The 13,232-nt window shown below is 58.2% G+C and carries 14 protein-coding genes; 6 read left to right on the forward strand and 8 right to left on the reverse strand.

Annotated elements, in window-relative coordinates; translation table 11 throughout:
• Positions 1 to 2 precede the first annotated feature (2 nt).
• The 3 genes from AC2FH6_RS19705 to hrpB all read right to left on the reverse strand — a co-directional run bounded on the left by AC2FH6_RS19705 (position 3) and on the right by hrpB (position 4,605).
• Positions 3 to 1,481: an inorganic phosphate transporter gene (locus AC2FH6_RS19705; RefSeq protein WP_496704017.1), complete on the reverse strand. Its 1,479-nt coding sequence runs from the start codon at positions 1,479 to 1,481 to the stop codon at positions 3 to 5.
• Positions 1,482 to 1,574: 93 nt separating this feature from the next.
• Entirely contained in the window at positions 1,575 to 2,033 is a 459-nt protein-coding gene (locus AC2FH6_RS19710) for an NUDIX hydrolase (protein WP_282027762.1), read from the reverse strand.
• A gap of 139 nt (positions 2,034 to 2,172) precedes the next feature.
• The gene (hrpB, locus tag AC2FH6_RS19715) at positions 2,173 to 4,605 is read right to left on the reverse strand and encodes an ATP-dependent helicase HrpB (RefSeq protein ID WP_496704018.1); all 2,433 of its coding nucleotides are present in this window, start codon (positions 4,603 to 4,605) and stop codon (positions 2,173 to 2,175) included.
• 153 nt (positions 4,606 to 4,758) lie between these two features.
• On the opposite strand from hrpB, the gene meaB reads away from it, so the two are divergent.
• From meaB to AC2FH6_RS19740, 5 genes are all read left to right on the forward strand, one after another.
• Positions 4,759 to 5,736, forward strand: coding sequence for a methylmalonyl Co-A mutase-associated GTPase MeaB (meaB, locus tag AC2FH6_RS19720; protein ID WP_142638208.1), 978 nt, complete (start codon positions 4,759 to 4,761; stop codon positions 5,734 to 5,736).
• A 149-nt stretch (positions 5,737 to 5,885) separates the two neighbouring features.
• Positions 5,886 to 7,025 carry a Hint domain-containing protein gene (locus tag AC2FH6_RS19725; RefSeq protein WP_496704019.1) on the forward strand — a complete coding sequence of 380 codons (1,140 nt, stop codon included), beginning with the start codon at positions 5,886 to 5,888 and terminating at the stop codon, positions 7,023 to 7,025.
• Between the two features lie 169 nt (positions 7,026 to 7,194).
• Positions 7,195 to 7,482, forward strand: coding sequence for a 50S ribosomal protein L28 (gene rpmB, locus AC2FH6_RS19730; RefSeq protein WP_142638086.1), 288 nt, complete (start codon positions 7,195 to 7,197; stop codon positions 7,480 to 7,482).
• A gap of 407 nt (positions 7,483 to 7,889) precedes the next feature.
• On the forward strand, positions 7,890 to 8,240 hold the full coding sequence (locus AC2FH6_RS19735) for a hypothetical protein (RefSeq protein WP_496704020.1): 351 nt from the start codon (positions 7,890 to 7,892) through the stop codon (positions 8,238 to 8,240).
• Between the two features lie 42 nt (positions 8,241 to 8,282).
• Positions 8,283 to 8,747 carry a copper chaperone PCu(A)C gene (locus AC2FH6_RS19740; RefSeq protein WP_496704021.1) on the forward strand — a complete coding sequence of 155 codons (465 nt, stop codon included), beginning with the start codon at positions 8,283 to 8,285 and terminating at the stop codon, positions 8,745 to 8,747.
• An 81-nt stretch (positions 8,748 to 8,828) separates the two neighbouring features.
• On the opposite strand, the gene AC2FH6_RS19745 is transcribed toward AC2FH6_RS19740, so the two are convergent.
• Positions 8,829 to 9,437, reverse strand: a complete 609-nt coding sequence (locus AC2FH6_RS19745) for an HdeD family acid-resistance protein (RefSeq protein WP_496704022.1) — start codon at positions 9,435 to 9,437, stop codon at positions 8,829 to 8,831.
• Between the two features lie 54 nt (positions 9,438 to 9,491).
• Entirely contained in the window at positions 9,492 to 10,187 is a 696-nt protein-coding gene (locus AC2FH6_RS19750) for an NAD-dependent deacylase (protein WP_496704023.1), read from the reverse strand.
• A 28-nt stretch (positions 10,188 to 10,215) separates the two neighbouring features.
• Between AC2FH6_RS19750 and AC2FH6_RS19755 the strand changes: the two genes are divergently transcribed.
• A complete protein-coding gene (locus tag AC2FH6_RS19755; RefSeq protein ID WP_496692854.1) occupies positions 10,216 to 10,659 on the forward strand; it encodes a low molecular weight protein-tyrosine-phosphatase in 444 nt (147 codons plus the stop codon).
• 67 nt (positions 10,660 to 10,726) lie between these two features.
• Here the strand turns inward: AC2FH6_RS19755 and AC2FH6_RS19760 are convergent, their stop codons facing one another.
• The 3 genes from AC2FH6_RS19760 to AC2FH6_RS19770 form a co-directional block, all read right to left on the reverse strand.
• On the reverse strand, positions 10,727 to 11,653 hold the full coding sequence (locus AC2FH6_RS19760; protein ID WP_496678342.1) for a DMT family transporter: 927 nt from the start codon (positions 11,651 to 11,653) through the stop codon (positions 10,727 to 10,729).
• Positions 11,654 to 11,812: 159 nt separating this feature from the next.
• The gene (locus AC2FH6_RS19765; RefSeq protein WP_282022114.1) at positions 11,813 to 12,754 is read right to left on the reverse strand and encodes a LysR family transcriptional regulator; all 942 of its coding nucleotides are present in this window, start codon (positions 12,752 to 12,754) and stop codon (positions 11,813 to 11,815) included.
• A gap of 66 nt (positions 12,755 to 12,820) precedes the next feature.
• Positions 12,821 to 13,129 (reverse strand): hypothetical protein, encoded by a 309-nt coding sequence (locus tag AC2FH6_RS19770; RefSeq protein ID WP_496704024.1) that lies wholly within the window; start codon positions 13,127 to 13,129, stop codon positions 12,821 to 12,823.
• Positions 13,130 to 13,232 lie beyond the last annotated feature (103 nt).

Here is a 13,232-nt window from a genome sequence, read left to right on the forward strand (position 1 = left end):
GGCTAGAGAAAAGCCGTCAGTGTCCAGAAGATAGCGGCTGATAACACTGCGGTAGCGGGGACCGTTATGATCCAGGCAGCCACGATCGTCATGAAATGCGAGCGACGGACGAGTTTCCGGCGTTTTTTCTCTTCCTGTGCCTGGCGCCGCTCGGGCAGGCGTTGGTGGTTCGCGTTCTTTCTGCGCCGCTCGGCATGCCATTCGCGATAGAAGCCCACTCCGAAGACCGCGCCCACTGCGATATGGGTGGAACTGACGGGCAGGCCCAGCCAACTGGCCAGGATCACAGTGATCGCCGCAGAAAGGGCGACACAGAATGCGCGCATTGGGTTGAGCTTGGTGATCTGACTGCCGACCATCCTGATCAATTTTGGGCCAAACAGGAACAGCCCAAAGGAAATTCCCAGCGCTCCGATCACCATCACCCAGGTTGGAATTGCGATTTGTGCAGCGAAATCCCCGAACTGCGCCGTATGCACGATTGCCGCCAACGGACCAACCGCATTTGCCACGTCATTGGCGCCGTGGGCAAAGCTAAGAAATGTTGCTGAAATAATAAGTGGTAGCCCAAACAGCGTTTTCAGAGACTTCGTTCTGTTTTCTAGTCCTTCTGATCTACGATGCACCCAAGGGACTGTCACCAGCCATGTCAGAAATCCGGTGGCCAGACCGAACAGCAAAGCGACTTCAAGCTCAACTTTGACCAGCTTGTTCAGGCCTTTGACGGCCAAATAGGTGGTAAAGGCACCAGCCATGACAGCAACGAGTATCGGCACCCAACGGCGGGCAGCGGCGATCTTGTCGTCCTGATACTGAATTTTGGCATTGATCAAAGCCAGAAAGCCAGCGGCAATAGTTCCACCTAACACAGGAGAGATGATCCAACTGGCGGCAATGGCGCTCATCGTGGTCCAACTGACCGCGCTTAGGCCAGCTGCTGCGACGCCCGCACCCATGACGCCCCCCACGACAGAGTGTGTGGTCGACACCGGCGCGCCGACCCAGGTGGCCAAGTTGACCCACATGGCCGAAGAAATCAGGGCCGCCATCATCGCCCAGATAAAGACGGTGCTGTCGTGAACCGATGCCGGGTCTATAATCCCTTTCGAAATCGTCGACACGACATCCCCACCTGCCAGCAAGGCCCCCGCGCTTTCTGCGATGGCGGCGATGACGATTGCGCCGGTCATGGTCAGCGCGTTGGCCCCGACAGCGGGGCCCATGTTATTGGCAACGTCATTTGCGCCGATATTGATGGCCATATAGGCCCCAAAACCCGCTGCCGCGACAACGATCAACCCGCCATCAGCCCGCCCAAAAACCACTGCGGCCGTCAGCCCGGCCAGCGCAATAAAGGCGAAGGCGATACCCGGCGCCAGCATGGGGCGTGCCACATGGGCATTGGCATACTCAACGCGTGAGATGCGCGCCAGATCGCTGTCCAGCGATTGCCAACGGGGTTTGGAGCTTGGGTTCGACATCAGGCTATTGCGGGCGGTTTCCAAAAGAACACCCGCGGCTATACGGTTTCGCTCAGACGAGCAACCGTGGCGTCATCACTTTTTGTGGAGGTGTCACAGCTGCAGCAGCAAAGCGCGCAGTTCGGGCTCCTGAACACGTCCGGCCGCTATCACGGGCGAAACCCACTCGCGGGTCCTTTCCTCGGCCTCGGGGTAGATATCGGCCAGTTCCTGCACTTCGATCCGATAGACATTGGTCACCACAGTCTGGCTGGCCCCGTCTTTCAGGATCTTGTCATAAGTATATTGCCCAACTGGGTCTTTGGATAGGGATTGGGCGCGCACGCCGGCTTCTTCCCAGGCCTCTTGCCGGGCAGCCTCGGCGCCATCCAGGCCATCAATCGGCCAACCTTTGGGGATGATCCAGCGTCCGGTGTCCCGGCTGGTGATCAAAAGAACCTGCAGCCCGTCCTGTGTTTCGCGGGTGCACAAGGCGCCAAACTGCACCCGATGGGGGCGCAGGAACAGAGGCCGGGCGACCTCTTCCCAAATATTTCGCAGCCATTTTGTCATGTTTGTCGTTCGCGTACCCGGGTTTTACCTGAGCAGCCCACATAGCAATGAAACAGATAATCTTCAATGAACGCCCGGAATCGCCGTGCTTTCCGCATCTTCATGCCAAGAATTTTCGACGAAAATTCCCGACGGCCGCCTAATTTCGACGTTTTGCGCGCAGGGTGGGGTCGGCCTTGGTCGGATCTTCGGGCCAAGGGTGTCTGGGATATTGCGCGCGCATATCTTTGCGCACATCCGCGTATGACCCAGCCCAGAAACCGGGCAGGTCGCGCGTGATCTGGATGGGTCGTTGGGCCGGGGAAAGAAGCGTGATCTTAAGGGGCTCGCCGCCGATGACCGGATGGTGCGTGACGCCAAACAGTTCCTGCAGCCGCACCGAGATTTCCGGTACTGCACCGCCATAATCTATCGGCACCTTTCGCCCCAGAGGAGTTTCAAACGACCCTGGAGCGCGCCGGTCCAGTTCCTGCGTCTGGGCCCAGTCCAGTCGGGCGCGCAACGCTGGCAACAGGTCGAACCGTTTCCAGTCTTCAGCATTGCGGACGCCGGAAAGCATCGGCAACAGCCAGTCTTGCAGCGTGTCGGTCAACCCCTCGATCGAGAAATCAGGCAGCTCTGCGCCTTCGGTCCGGACCAGTTCCACCCGTGCCGCCAATCGCGCAGCGGCCCCGTTCAATCGCAGGCCAAGATCACGGACGCCATCCAGCATCGCCAATGCAACTGCTTCGTCCGGAACCTCTTTCCAAACACGATCACTCAACGTGATTGCGCCTAGCCGTTCTTGTTTGCGCGCAACGACACGGCGGTCACGTTTTGACCAGTCGCAGACCTCGATCCAGGTGATCTGATCCTCGAACAGGTCACGAATTTCCTTTTCCGAGATCTGTGCGGCCATGCGCACCTTTGCTTCGCGGGGGTTGCCATCGGTATCGGTCACAACCAGATAAGGCGCGGCAGCCAGCGTATCGCTGCCATCCAGCACAACACCCTTCCCTCCTGACAACACATAACGCGGCTCATCCCCTTTGCGCCGTTGTCCAATGCGATCGGGATAGGCGAGTGCAGCTGTTGCCGCTGGGCTGAAGTCGGACAGGTTGCCTTTGGTTTGCAGCCGCTTGGTCTCGGTTTTTATCCGTTCTAACGCACCAATGTTTACCTGCCAGACACGGTTACGCTGAAAGGCGCGCACATCCCGCATGGCTTCGAGCCGGAGCAGCATATCCACCGGCGCACCGCGCATGGGGTCGCGTTCGGCCATCAGGGCGGCCAAGGGCGCAGCGCCGGGGCCGACCTGTTCCAGCATATGTCCCAATCGCGGGTGCAGAGGTAGCGCCGCTAGTGACCGCCCGTGGTCGGTGATCCGTCCCTTCCCATCCAGCGCGCCCAGCATTGTCAGCAACGTGCGGGCCTCTGCCATCGTGCCCTCGGGTGGAGGGGTCAGAAAGGACAGGTCGTCAGGTTCAGCCCCCCAAAGGGCCAGTTCCAGCGCCAACCCGGTCAGGTCAGCGGCCTCGATCTCGGCCGGGGGGTAGGCCGCCAGCGCGCCTTCTTCGCCCTTGGACCACAAGCGATAGCACGTGCCGTCGGCGACACGACCAGCGCGGCCAGCGCGCTGCGTTGCCTCGGCGCGCGTCACCCGCTCGGTCACTAGTCTGGACATACCCGAACCCGGATCGAAACGCGCCCGCCGAGCCTGTCCCATGTCCAAGACCACGCGAATGTCTGGAATGGTCAACGAGGTCTCGGCAATGGACGTAGCCAAAACCACTTTGCGACCGGTTTCGACCGGTGCAATCGCTTGGCGCTGGGCAGCAAAAGGCATCGCGCCGAATAGTGGTCGCACCGTAGCTTTGCTGGATAGCCGGCCAGCCAAGGCGGCCTCTGCCCGGCGGATTTCGCCTTCTCCGGGCAGGAACACCAACATCCCACCTTCTGTTTCGCGCTCGGCCTGAACCACAAGATCAACCAATGCGTCCAGCTTTCGCGCCTGTTGTCCTAGCGGTCGGTCCAGCCAACGTGTTTCGACCGGGTAACTGCGCCCTTGGGACGTAACAACGGGGGCCTCCATCAACCGTCCCACAGGCTCAGCGTCTAGCGTTGCCGACATTGCCAGCAGGATCAGATCGTCCCGCAATGCCCCGGCGACCTCAAGGCACAAGGCCAGGCCGAGATCCGCGTTCAGGGACCGTTCATGGAATTCATCGAAAATCACCGCACTAATGCCGGGCAGATCGGGTTTGACTTGCAGCATCCGGGTCAGGATACCTTCGGTGACGACCTCGATCCGGGTCGATTTCGATACCTTCGCCTCACCCCGCACGCGATAACCAACTGTGTCGCCCACGCGCTGTCCCAGCGTATCGGCCATGCGCTCAGCAGCAGCCCGGGCCGCCAAGCGGCGGGGTTCCAGCATCACGATCTTGCCATCGCATAGCCCCGCCTCGAATATCGCCAGCGGCACTCGTGTTGTTTTCCCCGCGCCCGGAGGTGCCTGCAGCACTGCGCGGCCCGAAGCCTTTAGGGCGGCAAGAAGGTCAGGAATGGCGTCGTCGATGGGCAGGCGTATCATGCGGGCTTTATCAGCCAACGGTACGACAAGGTCCAGTTCCGTCTCTTATGCCCGAAGAGCGCATATCCCAGAGGTAAATTCTTGTGCGCTCTGGTCTGGACAAACCCCTCGTTGGGACGGCAACTAGAACTGCCGCAACTGATTGGGGGCGAAATGGAACTGGACAGCCTGAGTGACAGGATTTTGAACGGAGACCGGCGCGCGCTGGCCCGTGGTATCACGCTGGTGGAAAGCGGTCGCGCCGATCATCGTGCGCAGGCGACGGAACTGCTGACCAGATTGACCAAAGAGGGCCGCCAGGCCCTGCGGATCGGATTGTCAGGAACGCCCGGCGTTGGCAAGTCCACGTTCATCGAAAGCTTTGGTATGATGCTGACAGGGCAGGGGCTGCGTGTTGCAGTTCTTGCAGTAGATCCCAGCTCAACTCGGTCGGGCGGGTCCATTCTGGGGGACAAGACCCGGATGGAACGCCTGAGCCGCGAGAAAAACGCCTTTATCCGTCCATCACCCAGCCAGTCGCACCTGGGCGGCGTTGCCCGCCGCACACGTGAGGCCATCGCTTTATGTGAGGCCGCTGGGTTCGATGTTGTTTTGATCGAAACAGTTGGTGTCGGGCAATCGGAGACGGTTGTCTCCGAGTTGTCGGATCTGTTTATGCTGTTGCTTGCCCCGGCGGGCGGTGACGAACTGCAAGGCGTCAAGCGCGGTATCATGGAAATGGCCGACATGATCTTGGTCAACAAGGCGGATGGTGACCTGAAATCTGCTGCCACTCGCACCTGCGCCGACTATTCCGGGGCGCTGCGTCTGTTGCGTAAACGACCCCAGGACCCGGAAGGGTTTCCCAAGGCGATGACTGTCTCAGCGGTCGAGGAACATGGGCTGGCTCAAGCCTGGGAGGAGATGCAGTCCCTCAGCAAATGGCGCCGTGAAAATGGCCACTGGGAGGTCAACCGCGCCACGCAAGCACAATATTGGTTCGAACAAGAGGTTCGGTCTGCCCTTCTGGCACGCCTGGCGACTCCACAAGCGCGCTCGGAAATGGAGCGTCTGGGCTCGCAGGTCAGCACTGGTCAGCTCAGTCCGTCGGTTGCGGCGGAACATATGTTGTCTGCTTTAGTCGCTGGCTAAGGCCTTATTCAAGCCTTTGATCTCATTCCCTTTCTGATTTCGGATCGGTGGGTTATCGCCCATAGGTTGCAAGTTGACCCAAACTTGATGCAAACTCAGGTTAAGGCCGCGCATCTGTCGCCAGGCCGGATATGCGGGAACCGTCAGCTATGCCCGATATTACTGGGACCAACGGCAACGACGATATCGACGTTAACAATGACACGGGGACCCTGAACGGTTCACCGGCTGGAACTCCGATTGATAATATCCGCGGCCGGAGTGGCGACGACGACGTCGACATCAATAACAGCACGATTACCGGGAATGTCATCGGGAATGCCGGCTCCGACACGATCACCGTCACCAGTAGCACCATTGGTGGCAGGATTGCCAGTGGGTCGGATGACGACACTGTCGATATCGGTGGCTCGAGTGTTGGAAACATCCGGCTGGGGAGCGGCAACGATACCCTGAATTTCACCAGCACCAGCGTCAGTGGCGATTTGCGGGGTGGCGGCGGGACCGACACGTTGAACTTACCTGTGGGTACCGTCATCACCGATACCAATTTTGGCGTCATTAACGTCGTAGATGGCGTAGGCTATACCCTGTCCAGCGGGACATTCACCCTACCATCCGGTATCACGGTCACATATTCTGCCTTTGAGAACGGAAGTGGCGTTCCTTGTTTTACCCGTGACACGCACATCCTGACGCAGGACGGCATGAAAGCAATCCAAGCGCTGCGGATCGGGGACATGGTCCCGACCATGGGGTGCGACCCTCAGCCTATACGCTGGATCGGTCGTCGACAGTTTGACCGCGCCGCCTTGCTGGTAAATCCCAGGCTCTTGCCGGTACGAATCCTTGCAGGTGCGCTGGGCGAGGGTTTGCCGCATCGCGATCTTCTGGTCTCACGCCAGCACAGGATGCTGGTGCAGTCCAGAATCGCGGAACGCATGTTCGGCACCACCGAAGTTCTGATTCCGGCGATCAAACTGACCTCACTGCCGGGAATCTATATCGATGAGGCCGTGCAATCGGTTGAGTATTTTCACCTGCTATTTGATCGCCATCATGTCATCTTTGCCGAAGATGCCCCAACCGAAAGCCTGTTCACCGGAGTCGAGGCCCTGAAATCCCTCGGATCGGAGGCGCGGCAAGAAATTTTCGAAATCTTTCCGGAACTGATCGAAAATCATGGTGAAAACCCGGCCCGGTTCATACCATGTGGACGCCAACAGTCCCACCTGATCCAGCGGCATTTGAAGAACAACAAACCCTTGCTTCAACGCAATGGCGCCTAGGTCTTATAGAGTTTAAGATGGGTGCAAAGATTTCGCACAGCCCGTCTTGACCCTTCCTGAGATTCCCACTAAACGCATCCAACCAGTTTTCGGGCGCGACTTCGGGTTGCGCCCCTTGTGATTTGGCCACGGGTCCTGTACCCAGCCCGCAGATACAAAGGAAGAAACCATGTCGCGCCGTTGCGAACTGACCGGAAAAGGCCCGATGACTGGCAACAATGTCAGCCACGCCAAAAACAGAACTCGTCGTCGTTTTCTGCCCAACCTGAACGACGTAACCCTGCAGTCGGAAACCCTGGGTCGTGGCGTCAAGCTGCGTATCTCGGCCGCTGCCCTGCGTTCAGTTGACCACCGTGGTGGTCTGGATGCGTTCCTGGCCAAAGCCAAGGATGACGAGCTGTCCACCAACGCACTGAAAGTGAAAAAAGAAATCGCCAAGGCTCAAGCTGCGGTCTAAACGTTCTTTTTCATCAAAGATTTCGACCCTGTACCCGAACGGTGCAGGGTCTTTTCTTTTGTCTGATTGAGTTTAGACGATTTCGCCGTCAGAGCGTGATCTTGTTCACATACAGTGTTCTGATGTTTGAATATGTTTGTTCATATTCTATTGGCGGAGTTCGATCTCATGTCTTTCAAATCCTTTGATTCCCTCTCCCTGTTGGCGGCCTTTTTTGGCAAGACGTTTGGGACATGTGTGCGGATGCAGCGTCAGGTGAACAGGTTGCATACCAGCCTGACAAAAGGGTCTGTCAAACGTCCCGGACTGGACAACTGACCTCGTACTGACCAAAATGACCCGAGGGCTTCTGGCGCATTCGATTGTGCTTGAAGCCCTTTTTGTCTCGGGCGTATACCGAAGGCAGGATGAAACACTTTCGGAACAGATTTCTATCATTTGCCCTGTCGCTGCTGGTCATTCTGACCGGTCAGGGGGTGGCTGCGTCGCGTGGCGTTGATACCGCAGTCGGGCAGATGGTGCTGTGTACTGGTGTTGGTCCTGTTTTGATCTATATGGATGCCGAGGGGCAACCGGCAAAGCCCCCGCATTTCTGCCCCGACTATGCGCTGACGTTGCTGGGTGCTATTGCTGTCGTTTCACATGTGCTGCCCGATGCACCGAGTTGTGCCGGGCCATTTTTAGAGCGCGGCGACAGGAGCCTAATAGCAGCGCCCGTTCCGTTTCAGCCCGCCCGCGCGCCACCTGCAAGAGCCTGATTAAATTTAAATTTTTCAGACACTTGACATAGGAGATGCGTAATGTCCCTCACTTCCAAACTTTTGGCAACCCTGGCTGCGGCCGCATTTGCCACCACTGCAATGGCGCAGGAAACCATCACACTAGAAGATGCCTATGCGCGCTCCGCCGGCAAAACGGCGAAAGCGGGCGCGGCCTTTATGGTGATTCAGAACACGGGCGAGGCGGATGACCGTCTTGTTCGCGCGGAATCGGAGGCGGCTGCACGGGTTGAGCTGCACACGCATCTGATCGATGCCAATGGCGTGGCGCAGATGACCCATGTCGAAGAGGGATTCGTCATCCCTGCCGGTGGTGCGCATGCGCTCAAGCGCGGGGGCGATCACGTGATGTTCATGGGATTGGTTGCTCCGTTTGAACATGGTGCAACTGTGCCTGTAACGCTGGTTTTTGAAAAAGCCGGTGAGGTTGAGATCGACGTGCCGGTTGATATGGAACGAAAAGACATGGGCGCACACTCGAACTAAGGTCACGTCATCCTTCAAGCCGCTATGCAGCCGTCATCCACGCGTCAGGCCGGGCTTTGCCCGGCCTGTTTGCCTATCGCTTCAACGGTTAACAACCCGTATCGAAACGCGGTCATGCGCCCGTTTGAAGCGCACTGCCAGAAAGAACATCACGGCGGCGAAAGCCAGAGCGGAAAAGGCAATGGCCCACCCTAGTGCGACCATGCCACTGCCGGGCCAGAACAACAGCACCAACCCAATGATCAGCGCAATGATCCCCGAGTTTCGCACCATCACGGCATCCGGGTTGTTGCTGGGTATCTGCCGCCATGCCAGCAACGAACCGATGCCGACGATCAGCGCCCAAGCACCCAGCAGGAAAAACGTCAGCCGCGCAACACCCTCGGGCCAGATCAACAGGACAAGTCCGATCAACAGCGCCCCGATGCCGACGCCGCCGATCAATCCGCGCCGTCCAAAGCCTAGTAGGGTCAGGCCGCCATCTAGAACCAAAAGCAGGCCGACCAGCTGCAACAGTAAGGAGATACTGCCCGTTGGCCAAAACAGCGCGGCGATCCCCAATGCTCCGGCCAGACATCCGCGCAACAGGAAGGTCCACCACAGATTTGCCAGTTGGTCGCCAAATGTATCGCGGCCCTCCATACTGGAATCGTCCAGGATTTCTTCGCGCGTGTGGTGGGGGTCGGTCATGGGAGCCTCTTATTTCGATTGTCGTGTCAATAATTTTGGTGCCGGTCTGGCGGGCTAAGATTCGCGCAACAGCTTTTGAACCCAGCGTGGCACGGTTTCGGATGCAGGGCCAAGTATCACCTGATCGAAACTCGAGGCGCCGGATGACGGATCTAGGTTCAACTCGACGGTTCGTGCGCCTGACATTGTCGCCTCGTGCACAAATGCTGCGGCGGGGTAGACCTGACCCGAGGTGCCGATTGAAGCGAAGATTGCAGCATTGGCCAAGTGATCGTAGATCAGGTCCATAAAATAGGGCATCTCACCGAACCATACAACATCGGGTCGGGCGGTTGGGCCACCGCAGGCGGGGCAGGGTTCACCCACCGACATCTCGGGCGGGGCGACCCAGCGGTGATCGCAGGTGGTGCATAAGGCCCCAGCGAGGGTGCCGTGCATATGGATCACATTCTCGGATCCTGCGGCTTCGTGGAGGCCGTCGACATTCTGGGTCACGATGATAACCTCGCCGGGCCAGTTGCGTTGCAGATGGGTCAGCGCGGTATGGGCCGGATTGGGTTGCGCCTGTGCAGCCTGCACACGGCGCGCGTTGTAGAACTTGTGCACCACCGCCGGATTGCGGGCAAAGCCTTCGGGCGTGGCGACATCCTCGATCCTGTGCTGCGCCCACAGACCCCCTTCGTCGCGGAATGTGCCCAGCCCGCTTTCGGCGGAAATCCCGGCACCGGTCAGAATGACGATCTTTTCCATTTCCGCCTCACGCGTTACACCCGGTTGTATGACACACCGTATCCTTTTCGTCTGTTTGGGCAATATCTGCCGGTCTCCGGCCGCCGAAGGTGCCTTTCGCGCCCGTGCGCCGCATCATGCCACCGACAGCGCCGGAACCTCTGGCTGGCACATCGGAGACCCGCCTTATGGCCCAATGCAGCAGGCTGCTCATGACCGTAGTATCGACATCAGCGATCTGCGCGCGCGCAAATTCGTGGCCGAAGATTTTGACCACTTTGACCTGATCATCGGAATGGATGCAGAGAACCTTATCAATATCGAAAACTTGCGCCCCCGTGGCAACGAAACTCCGGTTCGCTTGCTGACTGATTTCGCTACTGAGACAGGCGCGGATCATGTGCCCGATCCGTATTACACCCGTGATTTCGAGGGCACGCTGGATTTGATCGAAAAGGCCGTCGCAGGTCTTGACGCACATCTGAGGGCTTAGTTGTAGACGCTCTGATGTCTTCGACATTCAGGTGTAAAATCAATCGACGCCTGCATCGGGGCCAAGCTCACCTGTTTGGTTCTTTCGCAATCACAGTGGATAAGGTGCGTGTCGTCCGGCTTCTGGTGATCGCAATCGCACCCAAAACCAAAGCGCAGGCTACGGCCTGTGGTGTTGTGATTGCTTCGCCAAAGGCAAGAAAGCCCACAGCAAACATTGTCGGCAATTCAATGCTGCCGACGACCGCAGTTTGAGAAGCGCCGATCAACGGCGAGCAGATCGTATAAATGAGCTGTGGCACAAGCGCTGTGACCAGGCCAATTCCGACGATCAAAATCCAGTCGGATTGCCCTTGCGGGAGCAACTTGGCAACATCGGCGTTCAACATCAGCGGCAACAGCCCGAGAACCGATCCCAAGGAAACCGAAGCAATGCGCGCAAGCGGTGCGATGCGGGACAACCTGTGAACCAAGACACATATGCCGAAGCCGAACCCGATTGGGGCTGCCAGCGACATCAGAAGCGTTGGTATGTGCTGTATCGGAACAGATGCGGGCGATCCTGCAATGAGTGCCGCCAACGTAATGAGGCCCGAGGCGAACAATGCGCGCCTTGTGGGTGTATCGGCGAACAAAGCCCAGGCAATGATCAGCGTGAAAACCGGATAGGTCATATAGAGAACGCCCACAGTCGATGCGGGCAATGTCTCCAGCGCCGTCACATATCCAATCCATCCAAGGCCCATTACCGCGCCTGCCGAAAGCCCCCAAGCAATCTCGCGCCAAGCGTTTCGGTGTATAATAAGAACAGGCAGCAGCAGAATTGCCGTAACGATGTAGCGATAGAACGCGACGGCATAAGGCGCGACGCCTTGCTCGGTCAGCCCTCGGCTAAAAAAGGGAACCAACCCGAAACAAATTGAGGCGAAAAGAACGCCGGCAACCGCAATCGGATAGGGAATAGTTGGTCTCGTCTGTGTTGATATCGTTGCCATTCCAATTTGCTATCACAGGTTTGCGACTGCTGTAGCAGAGATTCGTCGAGCGGTTGCTTCGGTTCGCAAAGCTAACCCTGGTTCAGTTCTGTATGAAGTTGGTGGCAGAAACACACGGCGCGTTAGTAAATATGCTTCCAATATCTGCGGTGCCCTACACTAACTCATCACCTTCAACTGCCCGCCCAGCCACGGCACCTGCGCGACTGCCGGATCAACAATCTGGCTCCGCATCAGCCGTCGGATCATGTCTGCAACCTCTTTGGGTACTTGGTCTGACCAGTCAGAGCGGGTGAAAAGCGAAATTGTGCGGGCGAAGTCACCGAACGGGACCGGATGCGCCTCCATCCCGTCATGAAACCGCGTCGCACGCATATATCCCAGTGGTGTTGTGATCGCCCAGCCAAGCCCCTGTGCGACCATTGCCATCAGCGCCAGGTGCGAGCCGATTTCAAACCGTTCCTCGAACTCCATTTGCTGGCGCGCCAGATGCGCCTCGATCTGGCGGCTGATCAGCTGATCTCGGGCGTATCGCAGAAAGGGCAGGTCCTGTATTGAATTCCCCATACCCTTTGGGGTCACCAGAATGAAAGGGTCCTGAACCAGAGGGTATTCAATCACACCCTTCAGGACCTCTCCGGAATGCGCGGATACAGCCATATGCAGCCTCTGCGCCTCCAGCTCGGCGAACAGGTTTAGACTGGGCAACGTGATCAGTTTGAATTTCGACCGGGTCAGGCTGTCGGCCAGCAAGGTCGCCAGCCGCGGGGTCAGATCGTTGTCGAAATCGTCTATCAAACCGATGGAGAGGGTGGTCAGATGCCCCAGATCCATCACGGTCAGTTCGCTTTGGGCCATTTGCAGTTCGGCCAGCACGACCTCGGCCCGCGCCAGAAAGCTGCGGCCGGCTTGCGTTAAACGCATTGGTCGTCGCCCGTGATCGACCAGATCAGTGCCCAATGCCTTTTCCAGATTGCGCAACTGCTGAGAAACCGAAGGCTGGCTGAGCCCCGTGATCTCGGCGGCCTGTGCCACAGATCCTGTCCGCGCCAAAGCCTCGAACACCTCAAGGCCCCGCAGGGTCAGCCCTTTCATTACCATCTGATACACCTTTCGCTGCGCCATTTCTGAGGTGCAGTGCGCATCAGGTCAAGCAGCGTGACCGGCTTAGTTGCAGATTGCCTGCGCCATCTGGCCAAAGTTCTTATACCGATCCCACAGCGCATCATCGCGCGAAGTCTGCGACATCTTCAACTCCTGCGCCTGATGGGGGTCGGTGAACCACTTGGCGACGGTCTTCTGATCGCCCCGCGTCAACGCCTGATCTGCGACGCGCTGAATGCAACTGCACCGTGCCCGCGTAGCCGCCGACCGGTCCGACGCCAGACACGCCCGTTTGATCTGCGCTGCATCCGCAACCGGAGTCACTGCCGTCAGCGATGCCGCGCAGAATGCGATTAAGAGGAACTGTTTCATGCTCTTGCCTCGTTTTTGCCTGCCCGGACGGGTCTGATGCCCCTCTCGGTCTGTGGCGGATTATGAATCAAACGGGGGGAGGGATCAATTGTTTTGACAGGCA

This window comes from Ruegeria sp. CDSC045, from assembly GCF_059610725.1.